The organism is Paenibacillus sp. P4_A7 (genome assembly GCF_056402455.1).
The window spans coordinates 1-18,741 of sequence record NZ_JBFUHJ010000024.1; the positions used below are offsets into that span (position 1 = coordinate 1).

18 protein-coding genes are annotated in these 18,741 nt (G+C 42.4%); 9 read left to right on the plus strand and 9 right to left on the minus strand.

The window, feature by feature from the left end:
- Positions 1–278 precede the first annotated feature (278 nt).
- A complete protein-coding gene (locus tag AC1DWN_RS06010; RefSeq protein ID WP_477558012.1) occupies positions 279–620 on the minus strand; it encodes a zinc ribbon domain-containing protein YjdM in 342 nt (113 codons plus the stop codon).
- 108 nt (positions 621–728) lie between these two features.
- The gene (locus tag AC1DWN_RS06015; RefSeq protein WP_477558013.1) at positions 729–2,573 is read right to left on the minus strand and encodes an LTA synthase family protein; all 1,845 of its coding nucleotides are present in this window, start codon (positions 2,571–2,573) and stop codon (positions 729–731) included.
- A gap of 244 nt (positions 2,574–2,817) precedes the next feature.
- On the opposite strand from AC1DWN_RS06015, the gene AC1DWN_RS06020 reads away from it, so the two are divergent.
- The 4 genes from AC1DWN_RS06020 to AC1DWN_RS06035 all read left to right on the plus strand — a co-directional run bounded on the left by AC1DWN_RS06020 (position 2,818) and on the right by AC1DWN_RS06035 (position 7,055).
- Entirely contained in the window at positions 2,818–3,852 is a 1,035-nt protein-coding gene (locus AC1DWN_RS06020; RefSeq protein WP_477558014.1) for an ABC transporter permease, read from the plus strand.
- A 1-nt stretch (position 3,853) separates the two neighbouring features.
- Entirely contained in the window at positions 3,854–4,528 is a 675-nt protein-coding gene (locus AC1DWN_RS06025) for an ABC transporter ATP-binding protein (RefSeq protein WP_477558015.1), read from the plus strand.
- Positions 4,529–4,702: 174 nt separating this feature from the next.
- A complete protein-coding gene (locus AC1DWN_RS06030; RefSeq protein WP_477558016.1) occupies positions 4,703–5,383 on the plus strand; it encodes a response regulator transcription factor in 681 nt (226 codons plus the stop codon).
- 7 nt (positions 5,384–5,390) lie between these two features.
- The gene (locus AC1DWN_RS06035; protein ID WP_477558017.1) at positions 5,391–7,055 is read left to right on the plus strand and encodes a sensor histidine kinase; all 1,665 of its coding nucleotides are present in this window, start codon (positions 5,391–5,393) and stop codon (positions 7,053–7,055) included.
- Positions 7,056–7,122: 67 nt separating this feature from the next.
- On the opposite strand, the gene AC1DWN_RS06040 is transcribed toward AC1DWN_RS06035, so the two are convergent.
- Together AC1DWN_RS06040 and AC1DWN_RS06045 are read right to left on the minus strand one after the other, a co-directional pair.
- The gene (locus tag AC1DWN_RS06040; RefSeq protein ID WP_477558018.1) at positions 7,123–8,940 is read right to left on the minus strand and encodes an ABC transporter ATP-binding protein/permease; all 1,818 of its coding nucleotides are present in this window, start codon (positions 8,938–8,940) and stop codon (positions 7,123–7,125) included.
- Positions 8,940–10,889, minus strand: a complete 1,950-nt coding sequence (locus AC1DWN_RS06045; RefSeq protein ID WP_477558019.1) for an ABC transporter ATP-binding protein/permease — start codon at positions 10,887–10,889, stop codon at positions 8,940–8,942. Before AC1DWN_RS06045 ends, AC1DWN_RS06040 begins: the two co-directional genes overlap by 1 nt.
- 246 nt (positions 10,890–11,135) lie before the next feature.
- On the opposite strand from AC1DWN_RS06045, the gene AC1DWN_RS06050 reads away from it, so the two are divergent.
- From AC1DWN_RS06050 to AC1DWN_RS06060, 3 genes are all read left to right on the plus strand, one after another.
- Positions 11,136–11,480 (plus strand): DUF4234 domain-containing protein, encoded by a 345-nt coding sequence (locus AC1DWN_RS06050; RefSeq protein ID WP_477558020.1) that lies wholly within the window; start codon positions 11,136–11,138, stop codon positions 11,478–11,480.
- Positions 11,455–11,865 (plus strand): DUF2752 domain-containing protein, encoded by a 411-nt coding sequence (locus tag AC1DWN_RS06055; protein ID WP_477558021.1) that lies wholly within the window; start codon positions 11,455–11,457, stop codon positions 11,863–11,865. The genes AC1DWN_RS06050 and AC1DWN_RS06055 overlap by 26 nt, the downstream gene beginning before the upstream one ends.
- A 154-nt stretch (positions 11,866–12,019) precedes the next feature.
- Positions 12,020–12,631 (plus strand): MepB family protein, encoded by a 612-nt coding sequence (locus tag AC1DWN_RS06060; RefSeq protein ID WP_477558022.1) that lies wholly within the window; start codon positions 12,020–12,022, stop codon positions 12,629–12,631.
- A gap of 44 nt (positions 12,632–12,675) precedes the next feature.
- Here AC1DWN_RS06060 and AC1DWN_RS06065 read toward each other — a convergent pair whose 3' ends face one another.
- The 5 genes from AC1DWN_RS06065 to AC1DWN_RS06085 form a co-directional block, all read right to left on the minus strand.
- Positions 12,676–13,017, minus strand: a complete 342-nt coding sequence (locus AC1DWN_RS06065) for a DUF1801 domain-containing protein (protein ID WP_477558023.1) — start codon at positions 13,015–13,017, stop codon at positions 12,676–12,678.
- A 1-nt stretch (position 13,018) separates the two neighbouring features.
- The gene (locus tag AC1DWN_RS06070) at positions 13,019–13,459 is read right to left on the minus strand and encodes a YciI family protein (protein WP_477558024.1); all 441 of its coding nucleotides are present in this window, start codon (positions 13,457–13,459) and stop codon (positions 13,019–13,021) included.
- Between the two features lie 17 nt (positions 13,460–13,476).
- Positions 13,477–14,697 carry an RNA polymerase sigma factor gene (locus AC1DWN_RS06075; RefSeq protein WP_477558045.1) on the minus strand — a complete coding sequence of 407 codons (1,221 nt, stop codon included), beginning with the start codon at positions 14,695–14,697 and terminating at the stop codon, positions 13,477–13,479.
- 41 nt (positions 14,698–14,738) lie between these two features.
- Positions 14,739–15,173, minus strand: coding sequence for a YciI family protein (locus AC1DWN_RS06080; protein WP_477558025.1), 435 nt, complete (start codon positions 15,171–15,173; stop codon positions 14,739–14,741).
- Positions 15,174–15,306: 133 nt separating this feature from the next.
- Positions 15,307–16,116, minus strand: coding sequence for an alpha/beta fold hydrolase (locus AC1DWN_RS06085; RefSeq protein ID WP_477558026.1), 810 nt, complete (start codon positions 16,114–16,116; stop codon positions 15,307–15,309).
- Positions 16,117–17,059: 943 nt separating this feature from the next.
- On the opposite strand from AC1DWN_RS06085, the gene AC1DWN_RS06090 reads away from it, so the two are divergent.
- Positions 17,060–17,731 (plus strand): response regulator transcription factor, encoded by a 672-nt coding sequence (locus AC1DWN_RS06090; protein WP_477558027.1) that lies wholly within the window; start codon positions 17,060–17,062, stop codon positions 17,729–17,731.
- Entirely contained in the window at positions 17,728–18,729 is a 1,002-nt protein-coding gene (locus AC1DWN_RS06095) for a sensor histidine kinase (RefSeq protein WP_477558028.1), read from the plus strand. Before AC1DWN_RS06090 ends, AC1DWN_RS06095 begins: the two co-directional genes overlap by 4 nt.
- The last annotated feature ends 12 nt before the right edge of the window (positions 18,730–18,741 follow it).

Below are 18,741 nucleotides of genomic sequence, written 5' to 3' on the forward strand. Positions count from 1 at the left end.
ACCCATTCGCCCAGGGCAGAAGAATACGCGCAAAATCCGTTCGAAATCAACAGTTAGCTTCGTTTACAGAGTAGCATAGTTCAGTTCACATGAACATTTTTTTAAGTGGATATTCCATCCGCTTTGTTTGCTGTTCGTTTTTTTCTTTGCTTGCAACAAAAAACAAACGGCACAGGGATTTTCCCATGCCGTTTTGTATTCCATTTTTATCCCCGGTCTTGTCTTTGAGCTTAACTTAATGACATTGCCATGACAGAGGGCTCTTTCAAATACAACACTTAAATCTTTTTAACAAATTCGGACTTCAACTTCATAGCCCCAAAACCATCAATTTTGCAATCAATGTCATGGTCACCATCAATCAAACGGATGTTTTTCACCTTCGTACCTATTTTTATAACAGATGAAGTTCCTTTAACTTTAAGGTCTTTGATTACAGTGATAGAATCACCATCATTCAAGACATTTCCGTTTGAATCTTTGATAATTCTTATATCTTCATTATTTTCGGTTTCTGATCCTAAAGTCCACTCATGACCACATTCTGGGCAAACTAACAGGCTCCCATTTTCATACGTGTATTCTGAGTTACATGTTGGGCAATTCGGTAAGCTAGACATCGTTTCATGTTCTCCATTCGTATATACTCATATTCCTTGATGTTCCTCTACAAGTATATTGGAAACAGAGCAACGATTCCACTAAATATGACATTTAGAGTTCACTTCTTATTTATCCGGCAGTTGTTCGACATAGTTGTCAGATAAATTTAATAGCTTCAATCCAGAGGTGTATTCCTTCTCAGTTGACCCATCCGTATTCGTTTTATTGTCGATCAAGTTATAATTCGTTCCATCCTCATAGGCGATACCTGGCAAATACATGTTGGTGTCATTAATAAAAGAACCAGTAGGCAGAAAATGCCGCATTGGCAAAATATTCGTATTCTGGTTTAGCAGATCTTCACCGAAATGAATTTGATCTTTAAGAGAAATACCCATCAAATTCGCCACTGTTGGCAGGATGTCGATCTGACCACCAACCTTATCTATAACCGAAGGATAAGTTACACCTGGTGCGGACATTATAAATGGAATATTGAACATATCGGTATACCCATATTCTCTGCCTAGAAGCTCCTTCATTATGTCTTTCTCGTCCGTGCTAAGTGAATAGAGAGGCAATCCCTGATGGTCGCCGTAGAACAGGATGACGCTCTCGTCCCATATTCCCCGCTTCTTAAGATCATCTATGAAGAGGCCTACAGCATAGTCCGTATAATTTTGTGCAAGTATATAATCTCCAACCAGAGTGCCTCCAAACCGTTCAGACAGCTTCATATGGTACTTAGACTCTGGCATTTTATAAGGATGATGAGAGCTCATGGAAAGAACTTGGGCATAAAATGGCTTACTATCCTGATTCATCTGTTCTAGCTTATCCGCTGTCTTCGCATAGAGCACTTCATCAGAAGCGCCAAAAGCAATATGGTCATCGTCGCCGAAGAAGCTTTGGTCGTAATAATGCTCAAACCCGATTGCTTTGTACAGCTCCTTACGATTCCAGAATTCTACGGAATTCGTATGAAAAGTAGCAGTAGTATACCCATTCGCTGCAAGCAGCTTAGGCAAACTTGGGAGAGCTTTATTCACATAGTTTTTGATGGCTGGTTCATGCTGTGGTACGTATAGTGACGTATTTACTACAAACTCTGCATCAGAAGTCGTCCCTTGACCGACCATTGTGTAAAAATTGTTGAAATAGAAATTTTCCTTCACCAGCTTGTTAAGGTTCGGAGTAACCTCCTGCCCCTCAATATTTAGTCCCAACAAGAAGTTCTGGAACGATTCAAGCTGAATGATAATCACATTTTTTCCTTTTTCCGCATCCCAATAAGTCGCCACTGGAGGGGTTTCGATTCCCTTTAGTTGATTTATAGCTTCTTGAGTGATGTCACTGCGATCAACAAATTCCTTCTTCTGAGTCGTATCACTAAAGATCGTATAGATCTCATAACTTAGAATGCCCATTCCTTCAGCTTTCTTATTCTCGTTCATACTGGCATGGTTAGGCCAAATATTAAAAATACATAGAGCAATTGATAGGGTAAATGAAGCCATGAGAATCCGTTTATCAATTTTTTTCATACCTAGCTTTTTAAACTTATTGATCGATTTTGGTCTGAACATAAACACTCCAAAAACGATAATATCGATAAAAATCAATAAATAATAGGGATCAAGTAAGGAATACGTACTCTCCCCAACCTTAGTTACTTTATCAGCCTGGCTCAGCGCATGATAGGTTGCGATAATGCCATAGTATTTGTAATACATGAGAACTGCAAAATAGATGACCGTCACTAGCAAATTAACGAACATATAATAGAGAATTTTGCGCTTCGTTGCAAACCATTCGATGAAACAGAATACAATCCATAAAATCGGGATTTCCGTTAACCATGTCGTTAAGGACGGACCGTTATCAAAGATGACGAACCAGGCTAGAGAGCTCTTAAGAATAAGGATAATTGTAAATATAACAAACGGTCTATTGCGGAGCCATACAAGCATTTTATAAACCTTCTTTCTTAAATCCAAAAGTGCTTAAAACTCGGACAAACTCTTTTATCGCCTAACTATCTTAGTAGTAAAGTAAAATTCAAACTAGAAGTATTATGCGCGTTCTGCAGGCTGTTGTCAAAACCATCTTTTACATAAATGGATTAATGGGACAATACTTGTAACTGTCCATTCACGCTCCGTTCATAGTACGGGAATATACTTGAGCCTGTAACAAAGAAACGGAGGAGCAATTATGGATATGGCATGGAAAGAAATGAAGAAGAGTAAAGCGAAATTTATCATATTAGGGTCCATTATTTTTCTGGTTAGTTTTTTAACTTTTATCATTTCAGGTTTGGCGAATGGGTTATCTCAAGATAATGCTGCTCTAATTAAAGATCTGCCTGCTGGTCATTTCTATATGAATGCCGATGCAGATGAAAAGTACAATCTTTCAAAAATAGATCCAGCTGTACAAGATAGCATCTTAAAAGAACACAAGGATGCAGCAGCACTTTCTATTCAAATGGGCTTTGTGAACGATGCGGAGGACAAGCAATTTAGTGTAGCTTTCGTTACTTCAACCGATTCCAAGCTATTTGAGCAAGTTAAACCAGGAGAAATTATTTTAGATCGTTCTCTAGAAGATGATGGCATTCAAGTAGGGGATGTATTAACGAACAATCAGTTCAACGGTGAATTTAAAGTAACTGGATTTGTGGATCAAAAGAAATATAGCCACGCGCCTGTCGCATATATTCATATGGATAACTATAAAGAAATTTACCGTGTGAATAACTTGCAATTGGTTTTCGTACCCGGACAAGATCAAGCACAGTCTATCACTGGACTACAAGCATTTTCGAATAATCAATTTCTCAACACCATCTCGAGTTATAGTGCGGAACAAATGTCCCTTAATATGATTATATGGTTCTTAGTCGCCATCAGCGGCATGTTGTTCGCGATCTTCTTCTATATGATGAATGTTCAAAAAATCGGACTATACGGCATCTTGAAGGCTATCGGTGTAAAAACAAGTACGTTATTCCGGATGATGTGGTCTCAAATGTTCTTCATTACCACTATCGCACTTCTTTTATCTATTTTATTAAGTCAAGGCTTTAATATGATTGCACCGGAAGGCATGCCTTTCAGTCTGACGCTTATGACAACCATTCAATTATCGATTCTATTCTTAGTCATTGGATTTGTCGGCGCAACCCTTTCAGGTCTTCAAATTAAAAAAGTTGAGCCGCTGCAAGCCATTCAACAAGGAGACAACTAATATGACAACCTTTACGATAAATGACGTCAAAAAGACATTTACCAATGGCGAAGTCGATGAGCAAGTATTAAACGGAATCAACCTTACACTGCAAAAAGGAGAAATAACAGCTCTCGTAGGCCCTTCAGGATCTGGTAAAAGTACACTCTTAACTATYGCGGCAGGTCTTCAACGCGCATCGAATGGAAAGCTGCTATTCGAAGGGAAGGACATGTCCGCAATGACACAGGAGGAGATTCGAAAAATACGAGCAAATAAATTTGGGTTCATTTTTCAATCGTCTCATCTTGTACCTTTCCTTACTGTAGAAGATCAGCTCATGCTGATGCTGGACGTATCCGAGTCAAAAATGACTAAGCGTGAACAAATCGCGGAGGTTCATAAACTACTCAAATCAGTCGAGATGTTTCATCGCAAGGATGCTTACCCCGCTTCCTTATCAGGTGGAGAAAAACAGCGGGTTGCCATTGCACGTGCCATCATCCACAAGCCTAAAATACTATTCGCGGATGAACCGACTGCAAGTCTAGACTCGAAAAAGTCCAAAGATGTAATGACGCTCATCAGAAATTTGACGAAAACATTAAACATCACAACCTTGCTGGTGACCCATGATGAAGAGATGCTCTCCTATGCAGATCATGTGATTACTATGAAAGATGGATTGATTGTATAACAGGGGCTGTCCCCAAAGTCATTATCTTCATGACTTTGGGGACAGCCTTTTTTTTGTCTTCATAACGAATTTTCACAGCTATAGACAGAAAGTTGCGCGCAAATAATCAGTAGACTACAATTAATTATTAGTGATTTCCATTTATAACGGAATGAATAGGAGCAGATGTCCGGTATGAAGCAGCCCTTAATATTAATTGTTGAAGATGAGCCTCGGATGAGGGAATTGGTTGCAGATTATTTGGAAGAAGAGGGCTTTGAAATTATACAGGCTGCAAATGGCTACGAAGCGCTTGAACACGCACGCCACACGCCGCCAGATCTAGTCGTCCTTGATATTATGATGCCGGGCATAGACGGTTTTGAAGTATGTAAGCAGCTTAGGACTCATTCCCAGACCATCATTGTCATGTTAACGGCGAGGTGGGAGGAAGAAGATAAATTATATGGCTACGAACTCGGAGCCGACGATTATATAACGAAGCCATTTAGCCCCAAAATTTTGACCGCAAAAATAAAAGCTCTGTTAAGCCGCTGGACTCCACACGAGGAACCCACACAGCTCAAAAACCATCGAGATTTAGAAATAAACGAACAAGCCCATGAAGTCCATCTTTGCGGTGAACTGCTCGAATTATCACCAAAAGAATATGAGCTGCTGCTGTTTTTCTCCCATCATCCTAATCGCGTACTAACAAGGGATACGCTGCTTAATCGCTTATGGGGAATGGATTATTACGGAGACGCCCGCACGGTAGATACACAAATCAAACGTCTTCGCAAAAAGCTAGGGGACAAGTCTGATTACATACAAACGGTTCGCAACATTGGTTATAAATTCCAGGATAAACCATGAGGTCATTATGAGAAGAGAACGACTGTCTTTCAAAGTTTTCTGGTTCGCTTTAATCGCATTAATACTGTTCACCATCTTATGGATGGTGCTGCAAACCAAATTTTTTGGCACCTTCTATGTCCATCAAAAATCAAATGAACTATCGCAGGAAATGGAGAAAGTTTATAAGAAGTATGCTGAGGGCGTTTACGAATTAAACACCAAGCCAGCAGAGGTCATTAGCTTCGAGCAGCGTTTTTACGGCTTAACGGCAACACTGTACAAGCAAGGCAATAAAATCGACTTGTACGTTGGGGGATATGACGACGCTATACCTGCTATTCCGATGTCTCCCTCTATATCCATTACAAAGCCCTACGATATTTCCATTCATTCCAATTTGCCGGTGACCGTCCAACCGCCTATGGATGATAAGCCTATAGAAAGCCAACCGCTTATACCGGCAACCTATCTTAATCCTTATAGTGAACGGCTATCGAGTGCCATGAGCATGTGGCTGCAGGATACGGACCGATTTAATACCCTATCCAAAACAGGACAGGTATCCGTTACGAAAATATCATCCTTTGATGCCGATAACGAGAACATGCTGATTGCCGCCGCGAAGCTGCCAAGTGCAGTAAACCAAATTGGCGGAGACGCTTATCTGATTGCGCTGGCTACACTCCAGCCCGTCGGCGATGCCGTTCAAGTGATGAGCCGCTTTTACCTGTACTTTTACTTGCTGGCTGCGTTTCCTATTTTACTATTTGCTTATTACCTTTCACGCAAGATCACCTTGCCGCTTATCCAGCTGAACAAAGTAGCTAAACGGTTGGCTAAGCTCGATTTCACCGTAGCTGTACGTATGAACCGAAAGGATGAAATCGGCCAACTTGCAGTAACGATGAACAGTCTTGCAAGGAATTTGCAGCAAACGATGGCTGAATTACAGGAAGCAAACACTAAATTACAAGCCGATATTGAGAAAGAAAAGCAGCTTGAACGACTGCGCAAGCAATTTGTTGCCAGCGTGTCGCATGAACTGCAAACGCCGGTCAGTCTGATCCAAGGCTATGCAGAAGCGCTCCAAGACAATGTCGCTCACGGATTGAAACGAGATAAATATGCGGGTATTATTATCGAGGAATCGGAGAGAATGGCCCGTCTTGTGGCAGATTTACTGGACTTGTCTCAATTAGAGAGCGGTCGGTTTGCACTACATTTGTCACAGGTCCCGCTTCAAGAAACGATCCGCTCGGTATTAATTAAATTGGCTCCAGTCTTGCAAGAGAAATCAATCGATCCTCAGCTGACCTTGCTTTATACAGAAGAAATTTGGGTACATTCAGATCGACAGCGGTTGGAGCAAGTGCTAATAAACCTGCTCGGTAACGCTATCCGCCATATGCCCATCCAAGGACGACTAGCAATACGGGTGACGCTCGAAGGATCAGCAGTACGGTTAGAAATTAATAACGAGGGTCCGCCTATTCCTGAGGATGATCTGCCCTATATTTGGGACACGTTCTACAGAGCAGATCGTTCAGGCAGTCGTGAGCTTGGGGGAACCGGTATCGGCTTGTCCATCGTAAAAGCTATTTTACAACGGCACGGAAGTGAATACGGTGTGTTCAACGTAGAAGATGGCGTAACCTTTTATTTAACCCTCCCTCTACATGACCGAGCGTAACTACAGCAATACACATTGCAAAAAAACCAGTCTAAACCCCCTTTCAGGAGTTTAGACTGTTTTCACATTACTTTCTCAGCGCCTCCGCCGGCTCGGTCGCAATCAACTTCCGACTTACAATCGTGCTTAATAGAAGAATAATTACGAATGTTGAAATAACGGTAATAACAATTTGTAAGGTTTGTATGATCATATCTCCCCCAAGTAGGAGGCCATATATATAATTAATAATAAAGAACATACCCACGCTAAAAACAGTCGATGTACACGATAAAAGAATATTTTCCGCGGATAAAATGCCCCTGATCCATCCTTTGTTATAGCCGAGAGCTGCTAATACTCCTATTTCACGGTAACGTGCATTTGTCTGTTTAGCAAGCAATACGATACTAATGAACAGTGCGATTGCTAAAATAAGTATAGATACAGCAAGGAACAGTTTCTTTAAGCTATTAAACGTGTTTTCTAATGCAGCAACCTGCTCCACGGCTGTTTTGGCCGTTATTTTTTGCTTCGATAAATCATCCGTTACCGACACAATATCCGAAAAGCTAATCACATCATAAGAAACGGACCTTGGTTTCTCTTCTCCCTCACTATCATATAGGGCTTGTTCCAGATCGGAGCTGACGAAAAAGTCATCATACCCTGCATTATAAATACCGCTGATTGTGAGAGAATGGCTGCTCCCGTTGTATTCAAATGTTAGTTGCTGGCCAATAAGCTCATTTATGTTATCAGTAAATTTCTTCCCGACACTTGGTGTAATGGAAATCTCATTCTCTCCATATCTCGGCATTGTTCCGAAGGACATATTTTCAGTAGCTCTAGGCATTGGTATTTTTTCGTTGAAAATAACCTTCTCTTCATTAAGAGTAAGAGATAAATCTTTGAGCACATACTGATAATAGACATTTTCAATTCTATGATCCTCACTCAACAAGGGATATGGATCTGTTTTCTTATCATCAAGTGGAATATATCCATTGTTAAACGCGATATTTTTTTCTGTGAAATCCGTGATAGACTTACTCATTATATTGTTAGATGAAAGAGACACGACAAATAACGAAATGCCCATTGCAATGACCAAGCTAACCGCCATATAGCGTAAAATATGCACCCTGTAGTTTTTAACAGCACGCTTCCAAATTGAAGCTTTGGTACGATCATTGTTGATCTCTTTTTTCGACTCCGTTGGTAATGGCGTTTCTGCTTCCGTTGTTGGCTCTGATGAGACAACCTCTATGTTCCCATCCACAATGGAAATGACTTCATCCGCCCACGTGCAGATCTTCCTATCATGGGTAATGACAACGACCAAGCGATCTATAGCTATCTCTTTTAAAATATCCATGATCTGATTGGACAGCTCTCGATCAAGCGCCCCAGTTGGTTCATCTGCAAATAAAATTTGCGGGTCATTTACAAGTGCTCTTGCAATTGCGACACGTTGTTTTTGACCGCCCGAAAGGTTCTCTACCTTTTCCCCTGCTTTCGTTTCCATACCCAGCTTTGTGAGCAAAGCAGCTATATGTTTAAGGTTTTCCTCCTCCGGCTTTCCGTTTAACTCTGCCGCGAGTAAAATATTTTCTAATACCGTATAACCACTAATTAAATTGTAGCTTTGAAAGACAAACCCAATATGCTTTTGCCTAAACTGACAAAGCTCTTCCGGAGTCATTGCCGTAATTTTCTCATCGCATACCGTAATTTCGCCCTTATAATTCGTATCAAATCCAGCAAGCAGGTTTAATAATGTGCTCTTCCCGCTGCCTGATGCTCCGAGAACACAGGTTATCCCTGTATCCCGAAACAGATAGCTCATTTGATTTAAAACGGTTTGATCAGCATACTTTTTTGTAATTCGTTCTAATGTAATCATTATCTGTCACCTGACTTTAAGGTTTTAAATAGGTTTACAGTAGGTATAACCATCGATGCAACCATTCCACACAAAGCGCATAACAGAATGATCAGTCCTCCTGCTATAGCAAATGTTTTTACATTTAAAATATCGGCAGCTGTAAATGATTTCATAGCTATATTGATGAGTGGAGAGGTGACTGAAAATAATACCATTGCAGCTATTCCAACAAGGAAGTATTCTACAAATGTAATCTTTGTCAGGCCGCTATTCCTGTATCCGTTAATCTTGTATATCGCATATTCCTTTTTACGCATAGCTGCAGTCATGAATGCAATCGCAAGAGAAACGATTAGAGCAAGAACACTGATCAAAATAACAGCTGAACCCGATTGCTCCTTCGCTTGATCATTTAACCGAACCATATCTTCCACCAGCTCGAATTGACCCATTGGAACAATACCCATTGCCAACAGCTCGTCTTTCAATGCAATCATATCCTCAGCGCTATTGGCTCTAATAGAAAAATTAGACGTTTTTTCTTTCATATTCGCCTGCTCACGCATTTCTATAACAGAGGATTTACTGAAAAAGAAAGAGTCATCCACCGGAAATTTCTTAACCTCACCGTTACTCTCATAAATAGCTGTTGTATCCGCCACACCAACAATTTTTGTAGTTGTACTTACAGGCATTTCAACAGCCTCTCCTGAATCCCAGTTGAATAAAGTACCGCTGAGGTCAATCGTTTTACCTATCAAGTCTTTACTTGCAATACCTAACACATCTGCCAAGCTGCTTGATACAACAACCTCATTCGCATCACCCATGGGCATCTTTCCTGCTAATAGTTTATTTAATACCGGAACATTATTTGATGTTTCAATTTGGTGCTCCTTACCGTCCACTACCAGCTTAATTTTTCCCACAGCCTGGGCAAATACGACATGCTTAACACGTTTGTCATTTAAATACTTATCATAAAGACCTGCGATGTCCTGATTTACATTGACGTTCGGCTTTTGCTCATCCTCAGATTCGCTTGAACTTCCGGCTGCACTCATAAAGCTGGCTGCAAGGCTAATATCTAATAGTCCTTCGCCAATAGTGTCATACAGTTCATCAAAGCTAGTTTGACTCGTGTTTTGTATGCTGCCTGATGTATTTATCAGCAGAAAGCTAGCTGATACAACGATGGCAAGGGCTAACACCGCATATCTACCCATTTTACTTTTTACGTTTGTCATGGATACAGAAAGGGTACTTTTCATTGACAATGCTGGTTTGGTTATCGTTTGTGAGATTTTCGACTTACCTTGTTCTTTGATGGCTTCCGAAACGATTTCACCTTTATCCATCTCAAAAATATTGCTATTGCTATCCAGCATTGAGCTGTCATGCGTGACTACAATGACCGTTCGAGTTTTTGCAATTTGTTTTAAAATATTAATAATAATACTGGCCGACTTCGGATCAAGAGCAGCTGTAGGCTCGTCTGCAATAATAACTTCTGGATTTTTCACAAGCTCTCTTGCAATAGCCACGCGCTGTTTTTGTCCGCCAGATAGATTTCTCACCTTCTGATTTGCCAGCTCATGAATGTTAAGCTGTTTCATCGTTTTGGTTATAAGTTCATCTGAAATGGCTTCATTTAAATAGAGGGGCATTTTAATGTTATCAAACACACTTAGATCCTCTAGTAAGTTAAATTCTTGCCACACGATTCCTATTTTTTTATTGTGATACTCACTTTTTTCCTCTGCAGTTAATGTTTTGAGACTTTGTTTTCTATAGTAGGCTTCTCCTTGAAAATCTTGATCCAAACCAGATAGTATTTTGAGAAGTGTCGACTTACCGCTTCCGGATGCGCCAATAATAAAGTTTAGCCCACCCTTTATTTCTAGAGATATGTTTTTCAACGCATACTCCTGGCCGAACATTCGCGATACATTTTTAATTTCGTACATTATGTTTTTTCTCCTATCATTTTGTGGGATTTGTCCATTGTCGCTCTCTTATACTATATAAGGATAATGTGTCATTCAGATGGCGTAGAAGTTTACCGCCCTTACGAACCATACACTGTTCACCCATAAACATAAAAAGTTGGAGGCTCCTAATCAGGGAATCGGTTTTTTTGTCTTGTATAAATACACTTCATTTATTATGATCATAAGGTCGGATTTTTTTTATAAAAAATAGGAGTGTGTGTCATGGTTCAACAAAGAAGTATCGCATTAGCAATTATTTTCTCATTAATCACTTGTGGTATCTATGCTATTTATTGGTTTATTGTTTTGACTAATGAAGTCGGCGAGGCGAGTGGAGACAGCTCATTTACAGGGGGTAAGCATTTCCTTCTAACATTAGTCACATGTGGTGTTTGGAGTTTCATTTGGGCCTATCAGGTAGGTAAGCATATCGAAGAAGCGCAAAGACAACGCGGTCAGCTGTCAGCGGATAATTCGGTTCTTTACATTATTCTTACTCTCTTCGGACTAGGTATCGTAACGTATGCCTTAGTACAATCGGATGTCAATAAACTCGCTAAAGTTTAAGATTAATCCAAAGAGCCACCCCAAACTATTATGGGGTGGCTCACTTGTCATAGGCGGTTTATTTTACCTGAAAATATGGCTGCCCGTAACAAATATCGGTATTCCTTGTGTGATTCACGAGTTAACTGGGTTTTATTGTCCGGGATGTGGAGTAACAAGAGTTGTTCTTTCACTGTTGAAATTAGATTTTGTTCAGGCATTTCGATTTAACCCTTTATTATTTATGTTAGTTCCCTTGTATGCGATGTACTTCATTACTCAAAAGAAGCAAATGCGGCTTATAGGCAATGTGATTATGGTTATTATGCTGATCATGACTCTTACGTTTGGAATACTTAGAAATATTCCGATTTTTGATTTCTTGGCTCCGACGGTAATTCGTTAATAACCAGTAACCTAGTAGTACATCCCATCCGCCGTAACAAAATCCCTTATAAACTAGCCAACCTTACGGCGGATCTATCCCCTTTAGCATTATTTGATTTCATAATAGTAACATGAAATGGCTTCATCAGAATTAAACAGGGGGTTATTAACGGATGGATGAAAAAGCGCAAGACCTCTCAGAAGCATGCCCAAGCGATCCGAATGATCGGGCTTCCACTGACATTATTCATAGTGATCTACTTGCCACCCAAGAACTTGTTTATAACCCGTGCAGATTTGAATGCTCTCTACCAGTCCCAGAAGCACAAAATGCTGATTATGGGGCGTTTGCATTCAACTTGAATACCCTTTCCATTAGATTCCGTGCCGCAAAAATAACCCCTACAAAGGTCGGACAGTTTGTGACTTTATGGGAGCGAATTGGCGATGGGCCAATCCAGCCTTATGACGTTTTAGAACCAGTAGATTTCTACGTTATTAGTACACGAAAAGGCAGTAACTTTGGTCAGTTTATATTTCCAAAGACTGTTCTATGTGAACGGGATATTCTATCCAATAAAGGTGAAGGTGGTAAAAGAGCAATACGCGTCTACCCGCCTTGGGACAACCCTACGAGCCGCCAGGCTCAAAAAACTCAGCAATGGCAGTTGAACTATTTCCTAGAGATACCTAGCGATATACCGATAGACCTTGTTCGTGCTCAAATGTTATACGGTATGCAGCAGCATGATGATACAAACATAAAAAATGGCTCTTCACATTGATGTGACTAGAGCCTTTTTTGTATAGGTCGAATATACACTAGCGATCAAAGCGTAGCAACTGCCTGGCCTAACAATGATGACAGCTTTTCAGCATCGGCCGTTTGCCCTTGCCGCAGCTTCAAAGTCTTTCTTTCTAGAGGACCTTCGAACATGCCCTCCGGAAGCTCCAAGGCAGCAGCATTAAAGATCGTAAAGCTGACCGTGTCTTTCGATGTCGAGATAACAGCAGCGTATTTTCCATTTTTCAAAAAATGGGGCTTCTTGTACTGCATACGTTCCTGCACATCCGGTATGGCCTGGTGGACTATATCACGCAGAGTTGTGGACAGCTCCCCTTGCCACGGTTCTTTTAACGCTTCAATAAAATCTGTTACTTCCTGATTCATTTTATATACTCTCCTTTTTTAGCATGTTGAGCTGCTCCTCTAAATCGACCTCCATGGCTAGTAGCCTAGGATCCCTTATCAATGACGGTTTGTCCTCAAGCTTCCTCATTTCGATTTGAAATGCCCCGAGTCCTGCTGGAATCGGCATCCGAAGTGCCCAATCAGCGGCTTCCTCTTCCGTCCTTACATCGATCAGGGTATATTCAGCAATAAGCTCTTGGTCTATCGGAAAAGGACCGGTCTTCACTTCAGGCTCTCCGCCATGTGATGGATACAATATCCGGATTCCGCTTGAGCTGGGCTGAAGCTCTTCTTCAGCTAGCAGCACGCCAGCTCTGGCCAATGATTTTTTGTATGCTATCTTTGCATCGTTGTGTTCCCGGCTGTGCTTTACACCCGCCTCCGAGTACCCTGTCGCCTTGACAATCAACATAAATCGCAAGATCGGTTCCCTCCTTGTTATTTCGATGCTTCTAACCCGCATTCTGCGGCCCGCTTCAGTAAAAGCTCCTGCTCTCGGAAATTTCGCGTCATCGAGGATGCACGTTCAAATTCAGTACGAGCCTCATCAAACCGGCCCAGCTTCACTAGAAGATCGCCGCGAACGCTCGGCAGCAAATGGTATCCCTTCAGGGAAGGCTCCGTACTCAGCTGATCAACAATTTGCAGCCCAAAGGCTGGTCCAAATGCCATCGATATGGCGACTGCACGGTTTAGCTCAACGATCGGCGATGGCGTTATCCTAGACAACGCTTCGTAAAGGGCTGCAATTCGGATCCAATCGGTCTCGGCCGCAGTAGGCACCTGTGCGTGGCAAGCAGAAATAGCAGCCTGCAATGCGTATGGACCGAGCGTTCGTCCCAGCTTCTGGCTACGCTCCAGTGCTGCCAAACCACGGCGAATCAGCAGACGATCCCACTGTGCCCGGTTTTGGTCCATCAGAAGTACGGGTTCACCCGTAGAGCTAACACGAGTTTTGAACCGTGAGGATTGRATCTCCATTAAGGCTACTAGTCCATGAACTTCCGGTTCATGTGGTGCAATCTCGGCCAATACGCGCCCCAGTCTAAGCGCCTCCTGACATAGCAGTGGCCTAATCCAGTGATCTCCGGAGGTAGCCGAATAGCCTTCGTTGAACATAAGGTAAATAACCTCGAGTACGGCAGACAGTCGGTCTTTGAGCTCGTCCCCTGCCGGGACCTCAAATGGAACCTTCTCGGCGCTGAGTGTTCGTTTGGCCYGGACAATCCGCTGGGCAATCGTTGATTCAGCAGCTAAGAAAGAACGTGCGATTTCATCAGTAGTCAGCCCGCATAGCAAACGAAGCGTCAGAGCAACTCTCGCATCCTGCGATAATACTGGATGGCAGGTCATAAAGATGAGACGAAGGAGATCGTCACTGATCTCCCCGTCCAAAGCATGCTCCACGTCTTCCTCCGTATACAGATCCAAACTATGGGCAATCTCTACGTATTTCTGGTCGCGCAGCTTGGTTCTCCGTAACAGATCAATCGCACGTCGCTTGGATGTCGTCATGAGCCAGGCACCCGGATTGTCTGGGATGCCGATCTCCGGCCATCGTTCAAGGGCAATTACCAGAGCATCCTGGGCAAGATCCTCTGCAAGACCCACATCCCTTACCATTCGCGTTAACCCCGCGATAAGCTTGGCCGATTCCATTCGCCATATCGCATCAATCGTTCGATGTGTATGGAACAAAGTCACGCTTTATTCTTCTCCTTAACTTGTTTACGAAGCGCGGCTTCTTTTGCCAATGAATCAGGATTGTTCATTAAGTCCTCCGCCTCAAACACCTGTCTGAGTTCAATCTGGCCCTGTCCATTTCCGTGAGGATCTGGCATACGCAGAGCCCATTCAATGGCTTCTTCCCTGGATTTAACTTCAATTAGCGTATAGCCCGCTATCATTTCTTTCGCCTCAGTGAACGGACCATCCACAACCTTAGGTTTGCCTCCGGGCTCCGGATAGGAAATTCGGATTCCACTTGCGCTGGACTGCAAGCCATCACCAGCTAGCAGCACACCGGCCTTTACCAATTCCTCGTTATACTTCTGCATGGCATCAATAAGCTCCTGGCTGGGCATAACCCCCGCTTCTGAATCTGTTGTAGCTTTTACAATCATCATAAATCTCATATGTGTATACCTCCCGTTTTTTAGTGAAGCTTCATTTACCGGATTAAAACGGTCCGAATAAGTCGGCTTCTATATAGACGACGAATGCAACCAACTTGAATCGACAGCTCCTATAAACTTTTTCACAATAACATTAATGGCCGATAAAAAATGCTGTAAGCTCAGACGCAATTAATTTAGTATTTAGTTTCTTGGTATGACCGAGTCCCTTTTTACTCAGCAGCTGCGAATTGGGGAGCACTTTAGCCAGTGCCTGGGCACCATGGCGCAGCGCGACCGGGCTCTCGGAGCCTTCGAGCACCAGCGTTGGCATCGTGACCCCGCTCCACAGCTTGGGAGGCAGCGGCTTCCCATCCATATAGCCATCCATCAAAGCTGCATCGTAGGGGAGTGTGTGAGCAACGGCCATAAGCTTTGACCACACACCAGGCATAATACGCATCAAGCTGACAACGAATGAAGGTGCACCCATGCCCTTGTTCATAAAGTACGTAATAGCCTCAGTACGGCGATTAGTGGCAATAAGCTCAGTAACGTGTTTTTTGAAATTTCCCGGCGGCTTGTGACCTGAAGCATCGACCACAAGTGGAGGTTCATGCAGGACTAGTTTCGAAATGCTGACTCCACTCGCTGCTGCTTGCAAGGCAAGAACCGCACCCGATGATAATCCCCAAACATATGCTGAGCCGCCAGCTTCATTAATTATCGCTTGAAGATCTTCAATCTCGCGTTCTACGACATAGGTCCCTGTGTCTCCGCTATCGCCGCGGCCACGGCGATCGTAGTTATAGACCGTGAAGTGCTCTGACAAAAGCTTAGCCAGCTGTAGCTGTCCAGGGAATTTCCGATAGCTGAACGCACCCGCTACCAGTATAAGTGCCGGTCCTTGACCCATCTTATCATAGGCGATCTTGGTGCCGTCTTTCGAAGTTACTGTGTACATGGTCAGTCTCCTTTGCTGTGGTAATAGAAAACGTTTATCCATTTGCGGTGATACCTTAAACAAATCAACATAGGCCAGCAACTCTCATAAAACCGTATCTCTATATACACGACGAATAGATATCGAATGAATCGACATGACGAAAAAAATTCTTTTTTAATATTCATACAACCGATTTACTCATTCGTCATCTTTAATTAAAATTCCTTTTTTATCCTTTATTCAATCGTGAAGACTCTATTGCTAAGAGAAGATGGGGATAAGAGTATACCGGGGCGCTCGTGCATAACGGATGTATAATGGGCGTTCATACAAATCAGCTTTCGGGGTTTTTGAAACATATGTGAGTGTAACCATCCTCTCGGAAAATGGACCATACAGACTGTCTACCGAGCTAGCAGTTTGGTCTCAGCAAAGAATATCCGCTTTAGCCGCTTCTTTGCTGTGCCCTCCTAGTTTCAAAATGTGAAACTAAACAAGGCTGCATAAGGGCCAGATACGATTTAGTGTTACGGGATGAACTTAATTGCCGGGTTATCTCCATCCGTGACTCTTTTTGGTCAATTAACTGCAGATTCTGAAACTAAATCGTCTCAATTTCTATAATTACTCTCTTTAATTTCAGAATGTAGAACTAATTTAACATTACTCCAAGAAGGCAGACTAGTTTTGATCTCTCAATATGTAACTCAAATAATAACCTATGCCTTCACTCACGCGAACACTGATGCTGAGGCTCCTACCACCATAATTGCACCTATAAGCCCAACAACTGTTTTTTTCATCCTCATCATTATTCCTCCTGTAAGCTGGTTTGTGTCTCACTTCCATGGCTTTATTATAAAGAACCGAATGTTAGGGTAAGGTTAGATTTTATGGTTTCCACGTCGACAAATGATATAATTACGCTATAACCAGTCCATCTTGAGTTGGAGGAACCCCTTTGTTTCGAATTATGATCGTAGAAGACGACGAGAAGATTAGAAAAATCGTAGCCGACACGCTGCGAAAATGGAAATATGAGGTCATAGAGGTATCCACTTTCGAGCAAGTAATGGACGAATTCGTAATAGGCAAGCCGCACTTAGTACTGCTGGACGTGAATTTGCCGATGTATGACGGGTTTTACTGGTGTCAGCAGATTCGTTCCGTTTCCAAGGTGCCGATTATCTTCCTGTCCTCACGGAATCAAAATATGGATGTCATCATGGCGATCAATATGGGTGCAGACGATTTCGTACAGAAGCCGTTCGACTTGGGTGTTCTCGTAGCGAAAGTGAGCGCATTATTACGGCGCAACTACACCTACCAAGATGAGAACCTGCAATTAGCCCACCGTCAGCTTGTTTTTCACTTGTCCAACTCATCCGTCCAGTATGGGGATCGGACAACGGAGCTATCGCGTAACGAATTCATTGTTTTGCAAACCATGATGCGAAATATCGGTAAAATCGTATCGCGGGATGATTTGATGCAGGTGCTTTGGAATGATGAGCAGTTTATTGACGACAACACACTGACCGTCAATGTGAATCGCCTTCGGCGCAAAATCGCTTTGCTAGGGCTCGATGATTTCATCGTCACGCGCAAAGGAATGGGGTATATCATCGAATGAGATTTTGGCGATTCATCAAGTATGAAAAACCTTACCTCTACTTGTACGCTGTAGCATTTCTTCTAACGATTACGGTGTTTGCTACGGACCCACAAATATCATGGCGGTGGCAAACGTTTTTTTATGCGCTAACGCTGAACTTGTTATGGTTAGCCGCTTTTCTGCTACATCGTTATATGAAGAATGTACAGGCTATCCGCCGCTTGCAGGACGAAGAAACCGAGCCGCTTTCACTGGAGGCCGAAGCTTACCGCGAGGCCATGGAACAGCTTAATATTAATCATATTCGTGCCCTGAATGAAGTTCAAGCGAAGCAAAAGGAATACTATGATTTTATCGTATCCTGGTTTCACGAGATCAAGACGCCTATCGCCGTCCTTCGATTGCTGCAGCAAACGGAAGTCGATCCCAAAAGCTTAGAAGAAGAGGTATCGCGAATTGAGCATTATGTGGATCAAGCCTTGTATTACGCCAAGCTCGACAGCTTTAGTCAAGACTATGAAATCGTGAACTGCAATTTAGAGCAGCTGGTCAAAGAAGTCGTCAAAAATCATTCTAAAACGTTCATTTCCAAAAAAATAAGGATCCAATTGGACATCCAATCCACCATTGTGCAAAGCGATTCGAAATGGTTGTTATTTATCGTCAACCAGCTTGTCACGAACAGCTTAAAATATACAAATGACCTTGGTGAAGTATCGATCGCAACACGCGTTACGAAGAAAGAGAAGCTGCTCGTCATACACGACAATGGAATCGGCATTGATTTGAAGGATTTGCCAAGGATTTTCAATCGGGGATTTACGGGCACCAATGGACGCGCGCATATGAAATCGACAGGTATGGGGTTATATTTAGCCCAAGAGCTTTCGAAAAAACTGGGGCATTACATTTCATGTGAATCAGTGGTTGGAAGCTTTACAGAATTCATTATCCACTTTCCGAAGAACCATGATCCTTATCTGAACATACTTCAAAATAACGAGCAAACGCAATAACCTATGATGGTC

What these genes read in the sequence shown, in the direction of transcription:
- AC1DWN_RS06060 (WP_477558022.1), top strand. Translation starts at nt 12,020, where the DNA reads ATGGATGAAAAAGCGCAAGACCTCTCAGAAGCATGCCCAAGCGATCCG.
- AC1DWN_RS06045 (WP_477558019.1), bottom strand. Translation starts at nt 10,889, where the DNA reads ATGTACGAAATTAAAAATGTATCGCGAATGTTCGGCCAGGAGTATGCG.
- AC1DWN_RS06085 (WP_477558026.1), bottom strand. Translation starts at nt 16,116, where the DNA reads ATGTACACAGTAACTTCGAAAGACGGCACCAAGATCGCCTATGATAAG.
- AC1DWN_RS06050 (WP_477558020.1), top strand. Translation starts at nt 11,136, where the DNA reads ATGGTTCAACAAAGAAGTATCGCATTAGCAATTATTTTCTCATTAATC.
- AC1DWN_RS06040 (WP_477558018.1), bottom strand. Translation starts at nt 8,940, where the DNA reads ATGATTACATTAGAACGAATTACAAAAAAGTATGCTGATCAAACCGTT.
- AC1DWN_RS06055 (WP_477558021.1), top strand. Translation starts at nt 11,455, where the DNA reads ATGTCAATAAACTCGCTAAAGTTTAAGATTAATCCAAAGAGCCACCCC.
- AC1DWN_RS06095 (WP_477558028.1), top strand. Translation starts at nt 17,728, where the DNA reads ATGAGATTTTGGCGATTCATCAAGTATGAAAAACCTTACCTCTACTTG.
- AC1DWN_RS06010 (WP_477558012.1), bottom strand. Translation starts at nt 620, where the DNA reads ATGTCTAGCTTACCGAATTGCCCAACATGTAACTCAGAATACACGTAT.
- AC1DWN_RS06080 (WP_477558025.1), bottom strand. Translation starts at nt 15,173, where the DNA reads ATGAGATTTATGATGATTGTAAAAGCTACAACAGATTCAGAAGCGGGG.
- AC1DWN_RS06065 (WP_477558023.1), bottom strand. Translation starts at nt 13,017, where the DNA reads ATGAATCAGGAAGTAACAGATTTTATTGAAGCGTTAAAAGAACCGTGG.
- AC1DWN_RS06020 (WP_477558014.1), top strand. Translation starts at nt 2,818, where the DNA reads ATGGATATGGCATGGAAAGAAATGAAGAAGAGTAAAGCGAAATTTATC.
- AC1DWN_RS06015 (WP_477558013.1), bottom strand. Translation starts at nt 2,573, where the DNA reads ATGCTTGTATGGCTCCGCAATAGACCGTTTGTTATATTTACAATTATC.
- AC1DWN_RS06035 (WP_477558017.1), top strand. Translation starts at nt 5,391, where the DNA reads ATGAGAAGAGAACGACTGTCTTTCAAAGTTTTCTGGTTCGCTTTAATC.
- AC1DWN_RS06030 (WP_477558016.1), top strand. Translation starts at nt 4,703, where the DNA reads ATGAAGCAGCCCTTAATATTAATTGTTGAAGATGAGCCTCGGATGAGG.